Source organism: Verrucomicrobiales bacterium (genome assembly GCA_016793885.1).
Taxonomy (GTDB): domain Bacteria; phylum Verrucomicrobiota; class Verrucomicrobiia; order Limisphaerales; family UBA11320; genus UBA11320.
This window is the reverse complement of sequence record JAEUHE010000149.1, coordinates 18,679-39,992: the sequence shown is the minus strand read 5'-3', so window position 1 is coordinate 39,992 and position 21,314 is coordinate 18,679. Positions and strand designations below refer to the sequence as shown.

Below are 21,314 nucleotides of genomic sequence, written 5' to 3'. Positions count from 1 at the left end.
CGTTTTCAGGATAAAGATCAGCGGCCAGCTCCGTTTCCCCAGGTGGAGATTAGCGCTTCAGCTGGTCTGGGTTCAGGCCGCGCAGATCTTTCGGCAAAAAGAGGCCGTCCTTGCGGATTAATTCGTCGTCAAACCAGATCTCTCCGCCGCCCCAGTCTGCGCGCTGAATCATCACCATATCCCAATGGACCGCCGAGCGGTTGCCGTTGTCGGCGATACCCTCATAAGCCTGACCAGGTGTGAAATGGAAGGACCCGGCGATCTTCTCATCAAAGAGAATGTCGCACATGGGATTTAGGATGTAAGGATTGAACCCAAGCGAGAACTCCCCGATATAACGTGCTCCGGGGTCCGTATCCAAAATCTCGTTCAGACGCTTGGAGTTGCTGCCAGTGGCCTCCACGATGCGTCCATCGCGGAACGCGAGCCGGATGTTATCGAAGCGGGTTCCGGCGTAGATGGTGGGGGTGTTGAACTGGATGTAGCCGTTGACCGAGTCTTTGACCGGGCAGCTGAAGACTTCACCGTCGGGGATATTCCGATCGCCTCGGCACATTTTCGCGCCGATGCCTTTGATGCTGAAACTAAGCTCTGTGCCCGGGCCCTCGATTCTGACCTGGTCCGCCCGCTTCATGCGCCGCTCGAGCGGGATCATGGCCTTGGCCATCCGTCCGTAGTCCATGGTGCAGACGTCAAAGAAGAGGTTGTCGAAGGCTTCTGTGCTCATTCCAGCGCCCTGCGCCATGCTCGGGGTTGGCCATCGGAGCACGACCCATCGAGTTTGGTTGACCCGATAATTGAGCACTGGCCGCAATGTTCGCGAGAACAGGGAGGAAAGGGCTCCCGGGACGTCCGACGACTCATTCGCGTTTTGGCTTCCGCGAAGCGCGATGTAAGCGTCGACCTTTTTCATGCGAAACATCTCCACGTCGCGGATGAGCCGGGCGTGTTCCTCGTTCGTCTCCAGCAGGAGTTCGCGCGAGATTCTGCTTTGACGCAGTTCGATCAGGGGGTGGGCCCCGGCGCGTCGGACGGCCCTGACCATCTCGATGCAGAAGGTCTCCGGGATATCCGTGGCGTCGATGAAGACCACTTCACCGCGTTTGAGCTTGAGCGAATACTGAGTCAGGAGTTCGGCGAGCTTTTGATAACGTTGGTCCATAGAAGTGGTGAGCAGGAGGTTAGCGGGAGTGAGATGCAGATTGGATGTGGGAGACTTCTGCTTTTCGATAGGCACGTTCACGACGTTTGGTTTCGCTTCGCAGCAGCTCCTCGGCCGACCAGCCGCGGGCTTGTGCGATTTCGGCCAGGTCGAAGAGGCTGGCCGCGAGGGCCGATCGAGATATTCGGGTGGCCGCCGCCTTGGTCGGGAGTAGTTTGGCCTTGCGGGCCTTCTTGGTCACCTTCTCGGCTCGCAGCAAGGCTGGCAGGTGACGAGGGATGCCATCCAACGCCGAGGGCCGGTCATGAGCAGTTCCCTTCTTCTCTGCGCGTTTAATCTTCTCCCATTGGGCCCAAACCGCATCCACATCCTTGGCTTTGCTGTCCCCGAATACATGCGGATGACGGCGGATGAGCTTATCCACCAGGTTGCGAGTGAGTTTCTCGAAGTTGAACGCCTTCCGCTCCCGAGCCAGCTGAGCATGGAAGACTACCTGCAGCAGGAGGTCCCCCAACTCTTCCATCATCTCCTCGTCGTCGCCCGCCTCGATCGCGTCCATGAGTTCGTAGACTTCCTCCACGGCATGGAATCGCAGCGACATGTGATCCTGCTCCTGGTCCCATGGACAACCGGTGGGGGAACGCAGTCGTGCCATCACGGCCAGAAGGTCGACGATGGCGGGCTTGGGGGCTCGTGGGCGTTTCATGCGAAATCGTCAGCGCGGGATTAGAGCAAAACCAGGTGATCCCGGTGGATGGCCACACTGTCATCGGATTTGCGCTGCCGCAGAACGGTTGAATCCTGTCGTGCGATTCCTCGGGCAAACTCCTTGCCCTTCGGGGTGCAAATGCTCACCACGGCACCCTTGGTAAACTCGCCTTCACAACGTCGGATGCCGGGGAGCAGCAGGCTGCTCGGCTTCTCCGACAGAGCCCGGACCGCTCCTTCATCCACCCTCAGTTTTCCTTGGGGGCGGTTAAAGAAGGCGATCCACTTCTCCCGCGAGCTGAGGGGGCGGTTGTCGGGTTGAAACAGCGTGCCTTCGTCCTTGCCTGCGAGCACATCCCTTAGCACGTGTCGCTTATGACCGGCGGCGATCACCAGGGGAATCCCAGCGCGAACCACGATTCGAGCCGCTTGGATTTTGGTCTTCATTCCCCCGACCGCAGTGGCGCTGGAGGTTCCGCCCGCCAGACCTTCCACACGAGAGGTGATGTTCTCGATGCTCGAAATCCGGCGGGCGTCTGGCTCCCCGAAGTGATCGATGACTCCGTCCACCGTGGTGAGGATGACCAGCAGATCCGCGGCCAGTAGCGTTGCCACCAGGGCGCTAAGCTTGTCGTTGTCACCAAACTTAAGCTCGGTGGTCGAGACCGCATCGTTCTCATTGATGATGGGCACAATGCCGCGTTCAAGAAGCTGGCGCAGAGTTCCGCGCACATTGAAATGGCGGTCGTGATCCGCCACATCATCGTGGGTGAGGAGCACCTGAGCGACGGATAGCTTGTGGCGGGCGAAGAGCTTTTCATAGGTGGACATGAGTCGGCTCTGTCCCACTGCCGCGCACGCCTGGAGAGCGGCGAGGTCCTCAGGCCGCTTTTGAAACCCCAGCACGCCCATGCCCGAGCCGACGGCCCCGGAGGTGACCAGGACCACCTGCCGACCAGCCTTTCGCTGAGCTGCGAGCTGGGCGACGAGCTGGCGCATTTGTCCGAGATCGGGCTGCTTCTGGCTGTCGGTAAGCACGCCGGTTCCCAGTTTGACCACCAACCGCTGAGCTGACTTAAGAAATTCCGAACGCACGGCCGGGTGTTTAGCAGAGAAGTGCCGGGGAATGGAAGTTCGGATTGGAGGGGGCTAGGAGAGTGATGAGTGACGAGTGACGAGTGACGAGTGACGAGTGACGAGTGACGAGTTGGGGGCGTGAGGGAGCTTGCCTGTCCCCATCCCCATCGTAATCGTAATCGCTTCTCCTCCCCCTTGTAGCGTCGTCCGTCCCCGGACGATCCCCCGTTCCGCAACTCATCACTCATCACTCACTCCAACTCATAACTCAGGCACGAGGAGAGTGACGAGTGTTGCTCTACTCTGTGCCCAGGATCGTATGACGTAATAAGTTGAGGGCCTGTTGGGAAGTCACGAACTTGAAGGTCTCCCGATCGAAACGATTCAGATTCTTGACCACTGTAGTTCCCGTTGCTGAAGCAAGGCCGATGAAGACGGTGCCGACTGGTTTCTCGGGCGTCCCGCCACCGGGTCCGGCGATACCCGTCATCGACAGTGCATAGTCCACTCCAAGCGCGCGGCGAGCACCCTCGGCCATGAGGCGAGCGCAGGGTTCGCTGACGGCGCCGTGCTCTCGAAGGATTTCCGAGGAGACTCCGAGTGCCGAGTGTTTGATCTCGTTGTGGTACGACACGATCGACCCTCGGAAGACTTCGGAGGCCCCGGGGACGTTGGTGAGGCGATGGGAAACAAACCCTCCGGTGCAGGATTCCGCCAGTCCAACCGTCCGCTTTCGCTCGGTGAGCAGCCGGACGAGCACTCCCTCTAAGGTCTCATCATCGACGCCGAATACATAGCCACCCAGCAGTTCGCGACAGAGCTTTTCTGCCCCGTTGACTCGGGTCTTGGCGTCCGGGCCGCGGCAGACAAATCGCACGTCGACCTCTCCGGTGCGCGCGCAGTAGCCCAGGTCCATGCCCGAGTCGGTCCAAGGTTTGAGGGGGAGAGAGACCTTCTCCTCGACCCACGATTCCCCGAGCCCGGCGGTCTTCAAAGTCCGGCAGACATACTCTTCTCCGAGAGGATAGGCCTTTTGGATGAGCGGCAGGGCTTGGTTCAGGAACATCGGGTGCAGCTCGCGCGGCGGACCTGGCAGCATGATCAGCCAGCGGGGAAGACGGCTCCCGGGCCGTGGCTCCAGGGGTATCGCGAGCCCGGGAGCAGTGCCATGCCCGTTCGGTAGCACTTGAGCGCCCTCGGGAACCATGGCCTGCACTCGAGTGCTGGCTGGCATGGGCCGTTTGCGTGAAGTGAAAAAAGACTCGATGTTGGCCAGGGCTGCGGGGTCCTCGCGGAGTGGCCGGCCTAGCAGCTGTGCGATCAAGTCACGTGTCAGATCATCGCTGGTCGGTCCGAGGCCGCCGGTGGTTAGGATCAGGTCAGCTCTTTCCAAGGCCTCCCGAACTGCTCCTTGAATGGCGTGCGCTTCGTCCGAGACGGCGACCTGTCGTGTCACCGTGTAGCCGTGGTCAGCCATCCGACGGCAAATCCATTGTTGGTGCGTGTTGAGAACGCGACCGAGCATCAGCTCTGATCCAGTGTTGATCAATTCGGTGTACATGAATGAGACACAGCTTGTGAAGCTGTAGATTGAATGGAAGCACGAGCCGGCCCGTTGTCCAGACCTATGCGTTGATTGTTGCGGGAGCGACATGTCGTTTTGACCTCGTCGCCACGTGATTGAGCTTGTTCCAATTTGCGGATTTTGGTATATATTCAGGCATTAGCGAAGTTCTGGATTTCAGCAGCGAACCTGGTTTGTCGATGCGACTGGTGACCACGGTTGCGTGATTTTCAGGAATGGGATGTATGAAGATGTTGCGCCGTACTATTTTAGCTCCGATCCCGGTCTCCGACCGGTTTCCCCTGCGAGCGACGATTCGTCCGAGCCCATGCTTATTCTCCTTCCTCAGTAAACCCTAACCTCATCCAAAGCCCGATGGCGGGCATGAAAACAGTAGTCATGAAAAACAGAAGTATTCACATGAAACGGGTCCTCACCACCATGATGGGCCTGTCCCTGGCCGGCGGAGCGTTCGCTGGCACTCTTCAGGAAGGTCTAGTTGTCCACCTGAACTTCGATGGCAACATCGACGACACTACCGGACACCTCGTTGGTGATTTTGCCCCGCGGCTGGTGGGACAAGCGAACACCGAAGGTGAAGGCCGCATCGGCAGTGGTGCGCTCAAATTTTGGTCTTACAAGACTGCGGATCTCGTGCCAGAAGGAGAGGAACAGTTCAACTTCCTGCAGCTCGGCGCAAGCGAGGACGAGCCATCCGGCACCTTGGATTTTGGGGTGGACAAGGATTTTTCCGCCGCCTTCTGGGTTAAGTTTAACTCCTGGAGCGGAGATCCTTCCTTTTTCGGTAACAAGAACTGGAACAGCGGCGGCAATGTGGGTTACGTGCTGGCGACCGCAGGCAACGGGGGATTTCAGTGGAACTACCGTGAAAGTGGTAATCCCCGATTGGACTATGATGGCGGCGCTCACACCATTGATGGTGGATCCTGGCACCACATTGTGGTGACCGTAAAGCGCGACGGGAACGCCACCACCTACCTCGATGGTGTTCAAGTCGATTCACGCCCCGTTGTGACGCGTGACGTCGATGGCAACTGGGTCCAGAATTCGCTTCGGAGCGGCTTGGGAATCAATCTCGGCCAGGATGGAACCGGATCCTACACCGATGGCGGCTCAGTTGGAATCGCTGATGGACAGATGGACGATTTCGGACTTTGGCATCGTGAACTCGCTGCGAGTGAGGTTGGGCGTATCTATTCAGCCGCTCTCGAGGGCATCAATATCAGCGCGGTGCCTGATCCCAAGACCCCGGCGATTGTCTCGATGATCCCGACGGATGGTGCCACTGCTGCTAGCCCGGACGGCTCCTTCAGTGCTACCGTCGAGAATGCTGGAACCGCGCTGGATCCCGCATCGGTTAAGCTGTTCTTCGATGGCAATGTGGTTCCCCATGTGCTCACCGTTCCAGCCGCTGGAAAAAATGTGATCACTTACAGCCCTGCTGGGCTGCTGGCCGCCAACTCGGCTCACACCTACCGTCTGGAGTTCAGCGATAATGGTTCCCCGGTGGTGAAGAAGGTGCAAAGCACCGCGTTTACGGTCGCTGACTACACCGACATCACGCTGCCCACTGCCATCCACCTCGAGACCTTTGAGAGTGCCGAGGAAGGAGATATTCCTGCCGGCTGGACCCGAAAGAACTACACGTCCGGGTCTAATGGTACTTTGGACCTCAACAGTCCTAACTCCGATAGCTACCTCGACTTTACCGTCATCACCAAGGAGCGATTTGCTCAAGTGTTCGACACCCGGCGGCTGAGCGTTCGTCCTTATCAGGTCGTGAACGGCAAAGTCCTCACCACCTTGATCGAGGGGAAACTCTGCTACGGTGAATCCGACAATCGCTCAGGCAATCAGTTCCAGCTCCTGTACAGCCCGGACTATGACCTGACCGGCAAAACCGATGTGTATCTCTCCTGGAATAGCATTTATGAACAGAACCAGGATTCGTTGGGCGGCGTTGAGTACTCCATCGACGAAGGTGCCACCTGGGAGCCTGTTCTGTATATGATCGACGCTAAGGATATCATCCTTGGAGAGGACGGTCTCACGGATGCCGCCAACACGTTGTCCAGCCCTCGGGGGGATACGGCGAAGTTCTCCGACCCCGAAACCGGAGTGACCGGTGAGGGTAACTACGGCAGCTTTATCGGCGTCACCGAAGATCGCTGGGGCTCCTTGGCTCCCTACATCAGCGGGCGCGTGGACGATGATTCCGTGGAGAGTAAGCGGGTCGAAATCTATCGACTGCCCTTGGCTGACAACCAACCCAAGGTGCGTCTGCGCTTCGCTCACGCTGGCACTGGTAGCTGGTACTTCGGCATTGATAATGTCGGGTTCTACAGCAAGCCGGCCTCGGTTTCTCCTAGCCTCAGCTTTAGCACCGTCGGTGGACTTACCCTCACGTTCGCTGGGGGCAAGCTCCAATCGAAATCATCCATCACCGGCGAGTGGACCGATGTGGTGGGGGCTGCCAGTCCCTACACGGTGACGCCTTCCGGCGACAAGGCGTTCTTCCGCGTGGCTCAGTAATTCCTCAATCAATCCGCTCCGTTATGCTGTAGAGGCATTTCGGTGTCCGGACTTGACGCCCGATGGAGCTTGCTCCATCGGGCTTTTTGTTGGGGTGCCCAGGTTTTGGACGAAATCGAGGACGTTGGCCAATCGGGGCCAGAATGAGGCCCCGAAGGGACCATGATTGGCGATTAACGTTATCGAGGGTAGGGCGTCTGAGAGAAGGGAATTGATTCTTCATGGGATTGATTCATTTTCGAGCTTGCGTTTTGGGGTGTAGAAACGGACATTTTGGCCCCTTATGCAACCGGAAGTCAGTCAGTCGGATGGCATGCTTCGTTTCGAGGCCTGGGTTCATGCCAATCGTAACTTAATCATCACGGGTGTCGGCATGGTCGCTGCCGGTGGTTTGATGATTTACGGCTACGTGAGCTACCAAGAAGGCAGCGAAACCAAAGCGGCGGAAGCTCTGACCAATGTTCAGCCGGTTCGGCCTCGCGAGAATCCGCCGGCCGGTGAATTGGCGGCAGGCTACCTCAAAGTGGCCGCCGATCATCCGGGCACCGTGGCTGGCCGGCAGGCCGTGCTACGAGCAGCGAGCGCGCTGTTCGGCGATGGCAAATATGCGGAGGCTCAGGCTCAATTTGAAAAGTTCCTAAGCAACAGCTCTGGCAGCCCGTTCGCTTCTCAAGCCGCCTTCGGGGTGGCTGCCTGCTTGGATGCTCAGGGTAAGACGACGGAGGCTCTCGCGAAGTACGATGAAGTCGCCAAGCGCTACTCCACCGAAGGAGTGGCTGAGGATGCCAAACTGTCCATGGCCAAGCTCTACGTGGCTCAGAATAAGCCCGAGCTGGCTTACAAGCTTTTTGAGGAGATCACCCAAGGCAGCCGCGGCGGGACGGCCGGGCAGGAAGCGTTCATGAAGCGAGAGGAGTTGGCGCAGAAGTTCCCTTACCTGCGTTCCAATACCCCATCCTTGACGACTCCGACCACTATTCTGGGTACCAATGCCGCCAAGGCGGTTGATGCGGTCAAGAAGTCGCTGACGAACATCGTTGCGGGAGCAACTAACGCTGCTGCCAGCTCGGGCGCGCCGGCAACTCCGGCCGCGAAGCCGTGAGGCTCTCCTTGAGCTAACGCAAAACCGGACTCGGGTGAGATGATTCGGCGAGAATCGAACATTCTCGCCGTTTCCATGGTCTGATTCGCTACACATATGAAGGTCTGTATTATTGGGACAGGTTATGTCGGGTTGGTGACCGGTACCTGTTTCGCGGAAATTGGTCATGAGGTTGTTTGCGTCGACAAGGATGTGGCGAAGGTCAAAGTGCTTCAGGCGGGCGGAATGCCCATCTATGAACCAGGACTGGATGAGTTGGTGCGCAAGAACGTAACCGCCGGCCGCCTGCGCTTTACTGCGTCAACCCAGGAAGGAGTGGAAGGCGGGGACGTCATCTTCATCGCGGTTCCTACCCCCCCGCACGCGGATGGATCGGTCGATCTGAGTTTCATCGAAGGGGTGGCGCGCGAGATCGCCAGTTGCATGACCTCCTACAAAATCGTGGTCGATAAGAGCACGGTTCCGGTCAAGACGGGCGACAAGGTTTCCGAGACCATCAAGCGTTACTGCAAAGCCAAGGTGGAGTTTGATGTCGTCAGTAATCCGGAGTTCCTTCGAGAAGGCTTTGCTATCGAGGATTTCCTCAAGCCGGATCGGATTGTGATCGGTGTAAAATCCCAGCGGGCGGTTCCGGCGATGCGCGAAATCTATGAGCCGATCAAGGCGCCGCTCATCATCACGGACATCAACTCTGCCGAGCTTATCAAGCACGCGGCCAATTCGTTTTTGGCCCTGAAGATTTCCTATATCAACGCGGTGTCGGTGATTTGTGAGGCTTCCGGTGCCAACGTTCTCGAGGTGGCCAACGGTATGGGAATGGATGCCCGGATCGGGCGCCGCTTCCTCGACGCGGGTCTCGGATATGGCGGTAGCTGCTTCCCCAAGGACATCAGCGCCTTTGTGAAGATCTCTGAGCAGCTCGGCTATGATTTTCGATTGCTCAAGGAGGTCCAGACCATCAATAGCGCACAGATGGATCGGTTCGTTAAGAAAATCATCGAAACGTTGTGGGTGGCCAAGGACAAAACACTCGGTGTCCTGGGGCTTGCCTTCAAGCAAAACACCGACGACGTTCGACAGTCGCCCGCGATCGAACTCTGTCACCGGCTACAGGCGGAAGGCGCCGCTCTTCGTGTTTACGACCCGCAGGCGATGGAGAAGGCTAAAAGTGTTCTTAAGGACGTGACTTACGTCAAGGACATGAACGAGGTGGCGGTTGGATGTGATGCGTTGGTCGTCGCTACGGAATGGCCGGAGTTTAAGAAACTCGACCTCGACAGGGCGCGTCGCGAGCTGACGCATCCGATCCTGTTTGATGGCCGAAATCTCTTCGATCCCATTGAGATGGAGAGGCTCGGCTTTATTTACAAATCGATCGGCCGCTAGCAGCAACCACCCCGACGCCGAGTCGGGGTGGTGGACGATTCCCCGGCTCCGAGCACAGCGAGCCGGATGGTCTCACACTAAGCCACCAAGCCTATGGCCGTCCCTTTGACCGGGGAAAGGGACGTGGCACGCCCTGCGGGGTGCGGTGAAATGGGAACGGGTGACCGGGGATCTGCGATCGCCCGGCTAATTTCTTTGAACCCTGTGGGTTCTAGGCAGCGGATCCAGGAAGTGATCTCGTCCCCTACAGCCGTTGATAGTGAAGAAGCCGAGGTAACGAGGCCTGGTTCATGGACAGCCCTTCGGACTGACATCCAGTCTCACGCCAACACTTCGCGAATGACCTGGCCATGCACATCCGTTAACCGGCGGTTCGCTCCGTTCGCTCGGAAGGTCAATTTTTCGTGATCGATTCCGAGGAGATGCAGAGCCGTCGCATGAAAATCGTAGTTCGTGACGGCGGCGTTCGCGGCCTTCCAGGACCACTCGTCGCTCTCGCCGACAGATGTTCCTCCTCGGACCCCGGCTCCGGCCATCCAGCCTACGAAGGTTCCACCGTTGTGATCACGCCCATCGCCACTTTGGCTAAACGGCATTCGGCCAAACTCGGTGTTCCACAATACGAGCGTATCTTCCAGAAGTCCTCGGGACTCCAGATCCCGGAGTAGCGCGGCGGCTGGGCGGTCGGTGGCCGCGCACATCGGCGGCAACTCCTTGACGATGCTGGAATGGTTGTCCCAGTTGCCGGTGGGCCCACCAGCGCCACTCCAGACCTGCACGAATCGCACGCCTCGCTCGATCAAACGCCTGGCGATGAGGCAGCGCTTGCCAAAATCCTCGGTGACCTTCTCATCCAGGCCATAGAGCTTGCGGGTGACTTCACTTTCCCGAGTGACATCGAAGGCCTCGGGTGCGCTCAGTTGCATTTTGGCAGCCAACTCGTAGGCCCTAATTCGCGCGTCCAGACGGCCATCCCGACCATGGTCCTCCCAATGCGATCGATTCCATCGGTTGAGGAGCGCCAGGCCATCCCGGCTGGCCTCGGGAGTGATGTAGGTTGCGCTGCTTGGCGGGCTTAAGTCGGTCATGGGGGCGGCTGCCTGTGCTTGGATGATTGTCCCCTGGTGTTGAACGGGCAGAAAGCCGCTCGAGAAATTGCCCTTTTGATTGTAGGGCAGGCCGCGCGAATCGGGTAGGACCACGAACGTCGGCAGGTTGTCGGCGATCCGCCCGAGCGCGTAGCTGACCCAGGAACCGAAGCAAGGGAACCCAGGCAAGAGAAACCCGGTGTTAAGCAGATAGCTTCCCGGGCCATGGACATTGGTCTTGGAGACCATGGACATCAGAAACGCGATGTCATCGACGCATGTGCTCAGGTGAGGCAGGAGGCTGCTAACCCATCTCCCGCTCTGACCGTGTCGACGGAATTCGAAAGGCGGCTTGAGTATCTTGCCCGGCTCACTGGTGGGAGCTTCGACCCTGACCCCAGCGCCGGGGTTGAAAGACTCCCCCGCTCGTTGGAAGAGGGCAGGTTTGTAATCGAACAGATCCATCTGACTCGCTCCGCCGTTCATGAAGAGTTGAATGACGCGGCGCGCCTTGGACAGATGGTGAGGCAGGGGGTTGTCTGGCAGCAAGGCCGCACGCTCCGATGTCGGAGCCGCTAGGGATTGATCCGCTGCCAGCACCTGGGCGAGTGCAACTCCACCAAAGCCTCCCGCGAGCCTTTCCAGGAAGGCACGTCGGGTTGCCTGGCGGGCGGCAGTGCCGAGGGACCTTTGAACTGGCGAGGAGTGGGGATGCATGGCGGTGTAGGGAGATTAATCGAGGAACATGAACTCGTTGCTGTTAATCAAAACCCTCACGAAGTTGTTAAGGCCATGGCGCTTGGCATACTCCGCGGCCTCTGCCTGCTCTTCCGACCGGGGACCGCGGTTGAGGGCGAGTTCGAAGGCGGCTGCGATTTGTGCCGCCAAGCCTTGATGCTCGCGACCTAGACGCGAACCGAGATGCTCGGCTTGACGGGCGGCGAACGCGTTGTTCCAAAGCGCGAGTGCTTGCTGCACGGTCACACCCTCCATCCTCACGGGGGTGAGCTGATCTCCGGCCGGACAGTCCAGCGCATCCATGAAGGGATCGGGTAGGGTTCGGAAGAGAAAGCGATAGACACCCCTTCGACGACCTGCCGCTTGATCGAGATCGAATTTGCTGTAGTCGATCCGGGGTGTCACATGGATGCCGGGTTGAAGATCGAACTGTTGGTCGCTGGGGCCGCCCATTCGCAAATCCAGCTGGCCCGAGATTTGGAGGAGCGCATCGCGCACTTGCTCTGCATCCAGCCGTCGGCGATGCATTCGGGACAGATAGCGGTTTTCGGTGTCGAGTGCTTGGGCCCCGGATGCTGTCCGCACAGCCGAGGCTTGTTTGTAAGTGTGGCTGGTGACCAGAAGACGATGCAGCTGCTTCAGGGATCCTTTCGCTTCGTCTCGAAACCAAACAGCCAGCCAATCGAGCAGCTCCGGGTGGGTCGGTTGGCTTCCCATGGATCCGAAATCGTTGAGGGTTTCCACCAGGCCTCGACCGAAATGATAGTGCCAGACTCGGTTGACGATAGACCTCCAGACCAAAGGGTTGTTGCGGTCGGTCAGCCATCGGGCCAGGGCGGCTCGCCGGGCACCCTCGTCCTGAGGGGGTAGATCGGCAAATCGCCCCGATAGCGAGTCGATGCAGCTTAGACTTCCGGGGTTGGCCAACTGCCCGGGCCTGGTAATCTCACCTCGATGTAGAATCTGAACAGGACGGGGAGCCCCCGCTGGCTTGTGCGAGCCATCCGGCGGAAAATCGCTGGCTGCCGCATAGACGAAGGATGGTGGAGGCAGGGAGGCCAGATCCCGATCAAGCGCGGCCTTTAGGTGCCATGCCGCCAGGAGGACTTTCTGGCTTTCGGTTCTATCCGAACGAGGGGCGGCCAGAGCGGTTTGAAGTTCTTCGGGCAGAAGGATCAGACTTTCGAGCGAGGAGGCGTCGGTCACCGAAAGGCGAAGTCGGCCGATGCAGTGGCCTCCATGGAGCTGCTTGAGCACGAAGACCAGCTTTGTATCCGGTCGGATTTCCAGAGGGGTAATCAAGGTGAACACGGCTTGATGAGCCTCGCCGACTCGAGGGTAGATCCCCCAGGCGGATTTGTCGTTGCCGTCCAGGGCGTGCGCGATGGTCCAATCGGGTTGGTTATAGTCAGCGCTGGGGTTCTTAAGACTCACGATTCTTCCGGTCGGGCTCGCGGCATCAAACGCCCACAGCTGAAATTCGGAGAGATGCAGGTTTCCGTTGGGTTCACGTCCTGGCCCGCGGCGGGGCAGGCTGTCGTCGGCGAGGACCTCCAGTCGGACCGCAGAAACGCGCGAAACCTGGGCGCGAGCCGTGATGGTGTAAATATCCGTCGGACCATGCTGCCCGCTGGCGAGTAAGGATCCATCCTTCTGACGCCGCAGTGTGGCACCTGCGGCGGACAGGAATACCTCAGATTCGACGATTTGCCATTTCACCGGGGTTTGGTTTCGAGTCGATTCCCACTGCGCAAGCGAGTTTTCGGTCTTCGAAGAAAACAAGAGTTCACGATCTCGCTTCTCCACCCTTGCCAGATCGCCTTTGATTTGGTTGCGCCTTCGAGCGATGGCTGGATCTGGATCGTAGGGACGGCTGGCGCGGTCGACTCCCGCGAAGGTGGCTTGCAAGGAATAATAGTCTTCCTGGCTGATGGGGTCGAACTTGTGATCGTGGCAGCGGGCGCATTGCACCGTGGTGCTGGTGAAGGTTTGCATGACGGTGGTCACGACGTCGTCTCGATCCAAATACCGGGCGATCTGACGATCCAAGGTGTCTTCTCGAATGTCGCGCAGGGAGCTCTCATCCCAAGGGCCGGCCGCTAGAAACCCCAGGGCGGGAATCAAATCGGGCCTTTCGGGGAACAGCACGTCCCCCGCGACCTGCTCCTGCACGAAGCGCGGGTAAGGAGTGTCGGTGTTGAACGCTTGGATGAGATAATCGCGATAGGGCCAGGCGTGCGCTCGGATGCGATCCTGGTCGTGGCCGTGCGTCTCGGCAAAATGGGCGGTATCCATCCAATGGCGAGCCCAGCGTTCTCCGTAGCGGGGGCTGTTCAAGAGTTTCTCGATGAGCGTCTCGTAGGCTTGGGTGGAACCACTGTTTACGAAGTTTTCGGCCGCTTCCGGTGCGGGGGGAAGGCCGATGAGATCAAAGCTCAATCGTCGGATCAGGGTGCGTGCGTCAGCTTCGGGTGACGGAGTAAGTCCGCGTTGAAGGCACTGAGCCTGAATGAAGGCATCGATGGGATGCGCCGTCTTTGGGTTTCCTGGGATCACGGGAGGCTTGGGAGCCTTCAGCGGCTGGATCGCCCACCAGGAGTTTGTGACTCCTCCGGCCTGCAGCGAGGCAAGAATCCAGGCTAGAGCCCAAACGCCGGAGAGTTTCATGAGAGTGCTATTGTGCCGGTTGAGACGTTCCGTGGGCAACGCAAATTCATAGTGGCCCCAGCCAATCGGGTGTGATTAGAAGTGGGTGAGGCGGGGAACTATCCAACCGCGGACCCAACGATCGTCGGGCGCATGGAGTTCCGCCTTCAGGCGGAAAAGGCGCTGAAATTGGCCCAGTGGTTTAGGATCTAGCGTTTCCATGATCCTCAAGCCTCAGGGGACCGCCTAAAGGCGGAACTCCGTACAACAGACCAAGCCTCACCCACTTCAAATCACACACGCTACCCCCCCCTAATCCGTGCATTGCGCCGGCGCGCGGTTTCTGACTAGAGTCGGGCTGTCACGATAACCATGCATAGGCGCATTCCGAGTCCACACGGCGTTGCGTCCCTGGCGAGGGGAGCCTTGGAGTCTTGGAGGTGGCAGGCCTCCATTCTCCGAGTGGTGTGCTTCTTCCTGCTCGCAACGCGCGTGATGGCAGGGGACGTGATTCCAACCAATTCGACTTCGTGGTGGTCGTTTCAACCTGTCCGGACGCCGCAGATTCCTTCACCCCAAAACCAGCGATGGTGCCGCACACCTATCGACTCATTCATTCTTAACAGGCTGGAAGCTGTCCATCTCAAGCCGGCGCCAACGGCGGACAAGTTCACTTTGCTCAGGCGAGCCACCTTCGACCTCGTGGGCCTCCCACCGACCTCCGCCGAGGTGCGGGCTTTTCTGACTGACACCTCTCCAGCCGCGTTTAGTAACCTCGTCGAGCGTTTACTCGCCTCGCCGCGCTATGGCGAGCGGTGGGGACGTCACTGGCTGGATGTTGCCCGTTACGCGGACACCGCGGGAGACAATGCCGACTATCCGGTGCCGGAGGCCTCCCGTTACCGCGATTATGTCATCGATTCATTCAATCAGGACAAGCCCTACGATCAGTTCGTCCAGGAGCAGCTGGCGGGGGATGTGTTGGCGAAGGATGGGCCCGCCGACCGCTACGCAGAACGCATTGTTGCTACCGGTTTCCTGGCGTTATCGCGTCGATACGCTACCGCGCCGTTCGAGCTGATGCACCTGACGATCGAGGATGCGATTGACACAACGTCCCGCACTTTTTTGGGGCTCTCGATGCGTTGCGCTCGCTGCCACGATCACAAGTTCGATCCTCTAACCAAGCAGGACTACTATGGCATGTACGGGCTTTTTGCCAGCACCCGATTCCCCTATGCCGGTTCCGAGGAATTTCAATCGAAGAATTTGCCGAGGATGGGGTTTGTTCCTTTGTTGCCACCCGGGAGTGCCGCGCGTCCGCTGGAGCTCAACCGTGTTCGATTGGAGACCTTGAGAGCGGAGCTGGCTCGTCTGGAGAAGGAGATCGCGGCGGGCAACACCAATGCGCAAAGTCGAGACCATCTGGAAGTTGAGCTGAAGGTGTTGCGTACCGAGCTCAAACGTCGCGAGCGATCGGGCGCGTTGCCTAATCTGCCGGTGGCTTACGCAGTGGTCGACGACAAGCCTGTTGACCAGTTCATTCATGAGAAGGGGGAGCCATCACAGCCGGGGCCGATAGTGCCGCGCTGCCTTCCGGCGGTTTTCGGCCAAGGAGCGTCTTTGCATATCGCGCCCGGGACCAGTGGCCGCCGCGAGTTTGCCGACTGGGTTACGCAGGCTGGGAACCCGCTCACGGCGCGGGTGATGGTCAATCGGCTGTGGCATCATCATTTCGGGAAAGGGCTGGTGAGCACCCCCTCAAACTTGGGCATGCGCAGCGAGCCACCGTCGCATCCGGAGCTGCTCGACTACTTGGCCTTTTCGTTCGTTCAACACGGATGGTCGATCAAGGCCATGCATCGGTTGATCCTAAACTCTGCCGTATGGCAACAAGCGAGCGCCGAATCGGAGTCTTCCGTCGCCAAGGATCCAGGGAATGTGTGGTACAGCAGATTTGACCGGCGTCGGCTGGATGCGGAGGCCTTGCGCGATTCGATTCTCGCTGTCTCAGGACTCTTGGATACGAATCGGCCCGGACCGCATCCATTTCCGCCGATCGAGGAGTGGCATTGGACGCAGCACAATCCTTTCAAAACGGTGTATGAGTCCCGTCACCGAAGCGTCTACCTGATGCGGCAACGACTGCAGAGGCATCCTTATCTGGGACTGTTCGATGCTCCGGATGCCAATCTATCCACCGATGTGCGAACTGCCTCGACGGTGCCGCTCCAGGCGCTGTACTTCATGAACAGCCCCTTCATCGCGGAGGCGGCCCAAGCCTGGGCGCAGCAACTGCCGGTCGGGGTGGATGGCGAGGCGGCGCGGATCGAGTCCACCATTGAACAAGCTTGGTGTCGGCGCCCGCATTCGGGCGAGGTCAAGAGAATGCGAGAGTTTTTGAGAACTTGCCGGGAAGCCGGGCGGATGGCCGGGTTGACGGCGGACCAGGCGGAGAGGGAAGCCTGGACGAGTTACGTCCGCGTTGTGTTGAACTCCAGCGAATTCGTCTATGTCGATTAACCGTCGTCGATTTTTGAGGTCTGCCGCAGGCTGCGTTGGTTCCGCCGGTCTTGGCTGCTGGCCTGGGCTCATGCAGGCGGCGGTGCAAGGGGAAGCACGAATCCTGGCCCCACGCGCCACTCATTTTCCTGCGCCTGCCAAGAATCTGCTGTTCGTCTTTCTGACCGGCGGGTTCTCACACGTGGACACGTTTGATCCCAAACCCCGCCTCCAAGCGATGAACGGAGAGGCGATCCCTGCTTTTGGGCTGCGACCCGACGAAGCGAAGAAACAGCCGTTGCTGGCCTCGCCCTTTGCGTTCCGACAGTGCGGACAATCGGGTCTTTGGCTCAGTGATCTGTTCCCCAACTTGCGTACGGTTGCTGATGATCTTTGTGTGATCCGGAGTTTGCACACTGATATCGTCGAACACTTTCAGGCGACTCTGGCCATGCACACGGGGTCCGCGACGATTCCGCTGCCGAGCATCGGCGCGTGGTTGAGCCATGCCCTGGGCACAACAAACCCGAACCTGCCCTCTTATCTCGTCCTGGCTGAGCATTTGCCCTATGCTGGAGCCCAGGTCTGGGATTCCCAATTTCTGCCACCTCACCACCAGGGAGTGCGAGTGGTTCCGGGTGAGGACCCGATTCCGAACCTCAAGCCGATCCCACGCCCTGGCACTTTGGCCGAGCTGGAGCGGCGGATGTTGGACGATGTGAATGCGGCCCATGCCGCTCGACGTCCTGGCGACCTGAGTGTGAAGGCTCGAATTCAGAGCTTCGCGACGGGGCGTGGCATGATGCTGGAAGCACCCCAGGTGTTCGATTTGGCTGCGGAGCGGCCAGAGACGCTGGAGGCCTATGGAGTGAAGGCGGGAGATCGCACATCGTTTGCCTGGCAATGCCTGATGGCGCGTCGTTTGGTCGAGCGCGGGGTGCGTGTGGTCGAGCTTATTGATACCGGGTCGCACGATAACTGGGACTCGCATGGCGATATGCAGGCGCACCGACCCAAGGCGCTCCGGGTGGATCGGGCCTTGACGGCGCTGCTCACGGATCTGAAGCAGCGAGGTTTGTTCGAGCAAACCTTGGTCGTGATTTGCACTGAGTTTGGTCGGACGCCTTGGACGGACAGCAGCAACGGCAAGGGGCGAAACCATTTTGCCAAGGCGTTTAGCTGCCTCCTGGCTGGGGCGGGAGTAAAAGGTGGAATGGCGCATGGTGAGACGGACGAGTTTGGTGCTTCGATCGTGAAGGATCCGGTTCATGTTCACGACTATCATGCCACGATTCTGCATCTAATGGGGCTGGAGCACACCCGATTGACCTATCGCTATGGCGGTCGAGACTTTCGGCTGACAGATGTTTCGGGCGAAGTGATCCAGGCGGTCCTGCGATCAGCCGGTTAGGCGCAAACATGGCAAACCATATTCATTTAGTGGCCCTGGCTCTCATCGGTTCCTTGAGTCTGGCTGTCCGCCTTCCGGCCGCGATCCAACCCTGCCGGATTGAGGTGGTGGATCGGCAAAACGGGTGGCCTGTCCCTTTGGTGCAGCTTCGCACCACGCATCTGGTCACCTTTGTGACGGACAACGCTGGGGTGATCGCATTGGACGCACCGGAGTTGTTGGGTCGTGAAGTGTGGTTTGATGTCATCGGCCATGGGTATGGCCTGCCTAAGGACGGGTTCGGAATGTCGGGAGTTCGCCTTAAGCCCGAAAGTGGCGGAACACTGCGAGTCGAGGTTCATCGCTCCATCGTCGCCAAGCGCTTAGGTCGGTCGACCGGGGCTGGGATCTTCGCTGAGAGTCAAAAGCTGGGGCGTGAGCTGGACTGGCGGGAATCCGGCGTTTTCGGAAGTGACAGCGTCCAGAATGCGGTGCATCGAGGAAGGCTTTTCTGGGCTTGGGGAGACACCACGCTGCCGCACTACCCACTCGGAATCTTTGACATGAGCAGTGCGACGACCTCCCCGCAGCCGTTGGCCTCCTTTGAGCCTCCCTTGCGTCTGAAACTCGATTACTTTCGTGACTCCGACGGGAAACTGCGTGGCGTTGCTAAAATGCCCGGAACCGGTCCCACCTGGATGAGTGGCTATGTCAGCCTGCCGGACCGCAGCGGCACTTCCCGGCTCTGCGCGTGTTATATCAAGGTAAAGGGACATCTCGAGGCCTATGAATCGGGTCTTTGCGTTTGGAACGACCGGACGCAGGAATTTGACAAGCTCCGGGTGCTCTGGACCAAGACCCAGGAGTCTCCTAGGCAGCCTCCAGCCCCCGAAGGTCAGCCGGCGCTCTGGAAGGACGGCCAGGGTCGGGATTGGGTTCTCTTCGGCAATCCGCTTCCGGTATTGCGTTGTCCTGCTACATTCGAGGACTGGCAGAATCCTTCGCGTTGGGAGCTTCTTAAGCCCCAGCCGACACTTTCCTCCGCGAAGGATTTGCAGCCCGTCAAGCCCCATACCGGTCACATTGCCTGGAACGACTACCGAAAGCGTTGGGTGACCGTCTTTATGGAGAAAGGTGGCAAGCCGTCGAGTCTCGGCGAGCTGTGGTATGCGGAGGCGGATGCGCCGACAGGACCATGGGGCCGTGCGGTGAAGGTTCTTTCGCACGACAACTACACCTTTTACAACCCGCGTTTGCACCCTGAATTCACGCCGACGAACTCCCCGATTCTTATTTTCGAAGGGACATATACAGCCGAATTCGCCGATCGGCCGGTTCCTACCCCCCGCTATAACTACAATCAGATCCTTTACCGACTCGATCTGGACGATCCGGCCTTGGCAGGCGCCCAACGCCCCTAAGGCTATCCCCCCCATCCACCTATTGCTCTTGACGCTCAAACCAACTTCGAACCGCACGCTGTGCCTTCTAGCAGGCCGTCGGACTAAGAATATCGTTTTATAAGTTGACCACCATGGCTATTCCTTGATTCCAGGGTCTCTGGACGTCGGCCTGCCAGAATTCAAAATCCGGCTGCCGGGTCAGAATCGGTCTTTTTGCCTCAACTCATCTCGCTCCGTCTTCAAGGAAACCAACAGCGGACAGGCTGCTAGCGACAGAAGAAAAGGACGATCAGTTGCGCGACCAGGATACGCAACAGCATCGTGAAGGGGTAAACCGTGGCGTAGGCTACCGACGGAGCATCAGATTTGTTGACAGCGTTAGCGAAGGCCAACGCAGGTGGATCGGTCATGCTCCCCGCCAGCAACCCACAGAGGGACACAAAGTTGAGCTTCATCACTCGACGCGCCAGCAGAGACACCACCAGGAGTGGAATGAGTGTGATGCAAGCTCCGGTTGCCAGCCAAACGAGGCCCTCCCCGCTCAGTAGCACGTGGAAAAAGTGCTCTCCCGCTTTCAAGCCCGCGCAGGCCAGAAACAGGGCGATGCCGAACTCCCGCAGCAGCACGTTGGCGTTGGCTGGCATGTGCCAAACCAGAGGTCCAATGCGGCCAATCCGGCTCAGGAGGATGGCGACGATCAGCGGTCCTCCAGCCAAACCCAAGCGCACCGGGGTGGGGACACCCGGGAGGGAGATGGGATAGAGACCGGCTAGCACGCCTAGTAGGATGCCCAGGAAAACGGGAATCAGGTCCGTGTAGCTGAGGTCTTTGAGCGAATTGCCCAGCAGGACTGCGGCTTTGGACATATCCTCCTGAGGCCCAACGATTCTAAGCATATCCCCGAACTGCAATCGCAGGTTGGGGACCGCGGTCATTTCGATGCCAGCTCTGGTGACACGGGTGATAGTGACGCCGAATCGTTCCGTAAAGCCCAGCTCGCGCAAGGTTTTGCCCAAAATCTGTTTGTTGGTGACGACAAACCTTTGGTCGGTGACGGCACCTACTCCTTTCTTGAGGTCCTCGCTCGTCTCCCGCCCGACGATCAGGCTGAAGTCATCCAGGGCCGTCCGGGTACCAACGGCCAGAACTACGTCTCCCACATGGATGACGGTATTGCTGTCGGCGGAGGAGACTTCGACCTCACCAACATAGCGGATGCGGGAGATGACGATCTCAAGCTGGGATTTGCCCGGAATCTGATGGAGTTTGAGCCCGTTCAGGTTGGGGTTCGTGACGATTAGGTTGCGTCGCTCCAAGGTCTCGGTCTTGGAGGCTTGTTCCTTGCTGAGTGCGGCACTTTCGCTCGGCAGATCGATCCTCAACGCCCAGCGGAGCCCCACCATGGCGAGGATGATGCCCAGGATGCCGAAAGGGTAAGCCACCGCGTAACCCATGGCCGGCAGGCCCTGGCGCGAGGCCTCAACATCGGGCAGACTGCGTAGTGCCTCCTGCGCCGCTCCCAAGGCCGGAGTATTTGTGGTAGCCCCGGTGAAAATTCCCACGGCCGCTGCTAGATCGATGTTCAGCAGCCAGGAGATGCTTATCGTGACCAGCGCACCCAGCAACACGACCAGCGCCGCAAGAAAATTCAACGGGAGTCCTTGCCGTCGCAGCGAGGTGAAGAAGCCAGGACCTACCTGCATCCCAATGGTATAAACGAACAGGATGAGCCCGAAGTCGCGAATGAAGGGCAGCAATTCCGGCGAAATCGAGAGTCCTAGTCGACTGGCCAGGATGCCTACAAACAACACGCCAGCGACTCCCAGGCGAATCCCCCCCAATCGCAAACTGCCCAGTGCCAGGCCACCTGCGGCCACCAAGGCGATCACCACCAGCGCTTTCGCGATCGGTTGCTCATCTAACAAATGGAACACCACGGTCATAAATTGAACGGACAAAAGGGGAAGCGGGGCAGGGGATTTTGCCACACGCCAG

The 21,314-nt window shown here is 59.0% G+C and carries 13 protein-coding genes; 6 read left to right on the top strand and 7 right to left on the bottom strand.

The genetic code is table 11. The features are described 5' to 3' along the window. Positions 1-49: 49 nt before the first annotated feature. The 4 genes from JNN07_16655 to JNN07_16640 form a co-directional block, all read right to left on the bottom strand. Positions 50-1,162: an aminopeptidase gene (locus tag JNN07_16655; protein MBL9169373.1), complete on the bottom strand. Its 1,113-nt coding sequence runs from the start codon at positions 1,160-1,162 to the stop codon at positions 50-52. A 19-nt stretch (positions 1,163-1,181) separates the two neighbouring features. Further along, positions 1,182-1,868 (bottom strand): MazG family protein, encoded by a 687-nt coding sequence (locus JNN07_16650; protein MBL9169372.1) that lies wholly within the window; start codon positions 1,866-1,868, stop codon positions 1,182-1,184. Positions 1,869-1,888: 20 nt separating this feature from the next. Beyond that, positions 1,889-2,965 (bottom strand): glutamate 5-kinase, encoded by a 1,077-nt coding sequence (gene proB / locus JNN07_16645; GenBank protein ID MBL9169371.1) that lies wholly within the window; start codon positions 2,963-2,965, stop codon positions 1,889-1,891. A gap of 280 nt (positions 2,966-3,245) precedes the next feature. Next, the gene (locus JNN07_16640) at positions 3,246-4,508 is read right to left on the bottom strand and encodes a competence/damage-inducible protein A (protein ID MBL9169370.1); all 1,263 of its coding nucleotides are present in this window, start codon (positions 4,506-4,508) and stop codon (positions 3,246-3,248) included. A gap of 423 nt (positions 4,509-4,931) precedes the next feature. On the opposite strand from JNN07_16640, the gene JNN07_16635 reads away from it, so the two are divergent. From JNN07_16635 to JNN07_16625, 3 genes are all read left to right on the top strand, one after another. Beyond that, entirely contained in the window at positions 4,932-7,064 is a 2,133-nt protein-coding gene (locus JNN07_16635; protein MBL9169369.1) for a hypothetical protein, read from the top strand. A gap of 283 nt (positions 7,065-7,347) precedes the next feature. Beyond that, positions 7,348-8,166, top strand: a complete 819-nt coding sequence (locus JNN07_16630) for a tetratricopeptide repeat protein (protein ID MBL9169368.1) — start codon at positions 7,348-7,350, stop codon at positions 8,164-8,166. A 96-nt stretch (positions 8,167-8,262) separates the two neighbouring features. Beyond that, a complete protein-coding gene (locus tag JNN07_16625) occupies positions 8,263-9,552 on the top strand; it encodes a UDP-glucose/GDP-mannose dehydrogenase family protein (protein ID MBL9169367.1) in 1,290 nt (429 codons plus the stop codon). Positions 9,553-9,872: 320 nt separating this feature from the next. Here the strand turns inward: JNN07_16625 and JNN07_16620 are convergent, their stop codons facing one another. Both JNN07_16620 and JNN07_16615 read right to left on the bottom strand, forming a co-directional pair. Next, positions 9,873-11,357, bottom strand: a complete 1,485-nt coding sequence (locus JNN07_16620) for a DUF1501 domain-containing protein (GenBank protein ID MBL9169366.1) — start codon at positions 11,355-11,357, stop codon at positions 9,873-9,875. A gap of 15 nt (positions 11,358-11,372) precedes the next feature. After that, on the bottom strand, positions 11,373-14,045 hold the full coding sequence (locus JNN07_16615) for a DUF1553 domain-containing protein (protein MBL9169365.1): 2,673 nt from the start codon (positions 14,043-14,045) through the stop codon (positions 11,373-11,375). Between the two features lie 351 nt (positions 14,046-14,396). Here JNN07_16615 and JNN07_16610 point away from each other — a divergent pair, with 351 nt between their 5' ends. The 3 genes from JNN07_16610 to JNN07_16600 are packed head-to-tail and all read left to right on the top strand — an operon-like array spanning position 14,397 to position 19,337. Then, positions 14,397-16,547, top strand: a complete 2,151-nt coding sequence (locus JNN07_16610) for a DUF1553 domain-containing protein (protein MBL9169364.1) — start codon at positions 14,397-14,399, stop codon at positions 16,545-16,547. Continuing rightward, positions 16,537-17,937, top strand: coding sequence for a DUF1501 domain-containing protein (locus JNN07_16605; GenBank protein ID MBL9169363.1), 1,401 nt, complete (start codon positions 16,537-16,539; stop codon positions 17,935-17,937). Before JNN07_16610 ends, JNN07_16605 begins: the two co-directional genes overlap by 11 nt. A gap of 44 nt (positions 17,938-17,981) precedes the next feature. Then, positions 17,982-19,337, top strand: coding sequence for a hypothetical protein (locus tag JNN07_16600; GenBank protein MBL9169362.1), 1,356 nt, complete (start codon positions 17,982-17,984; stop codon positions 19,335-19,337). Between the two features lie 248 nt (positions 19,338-19,585). Here JNN07_16600 and JNN07_16595 read toward each other — a convergent pair whose 3' ends face one another. Further along, positions 19,586-21,253 carry a putative transporter gene (locus JNN07_16595; protein MBL9169361.1) on the bottom strand — a complete coding sequence of 556 codons (1,668 nt, stop codon included), beginning with the start codon at positions 21,251-21,253 and terminating at the stop codon, positions 19,586-19,588. Between the last annotated feature and the right edge of the window lie 61 nt (positions 21,254-21,314).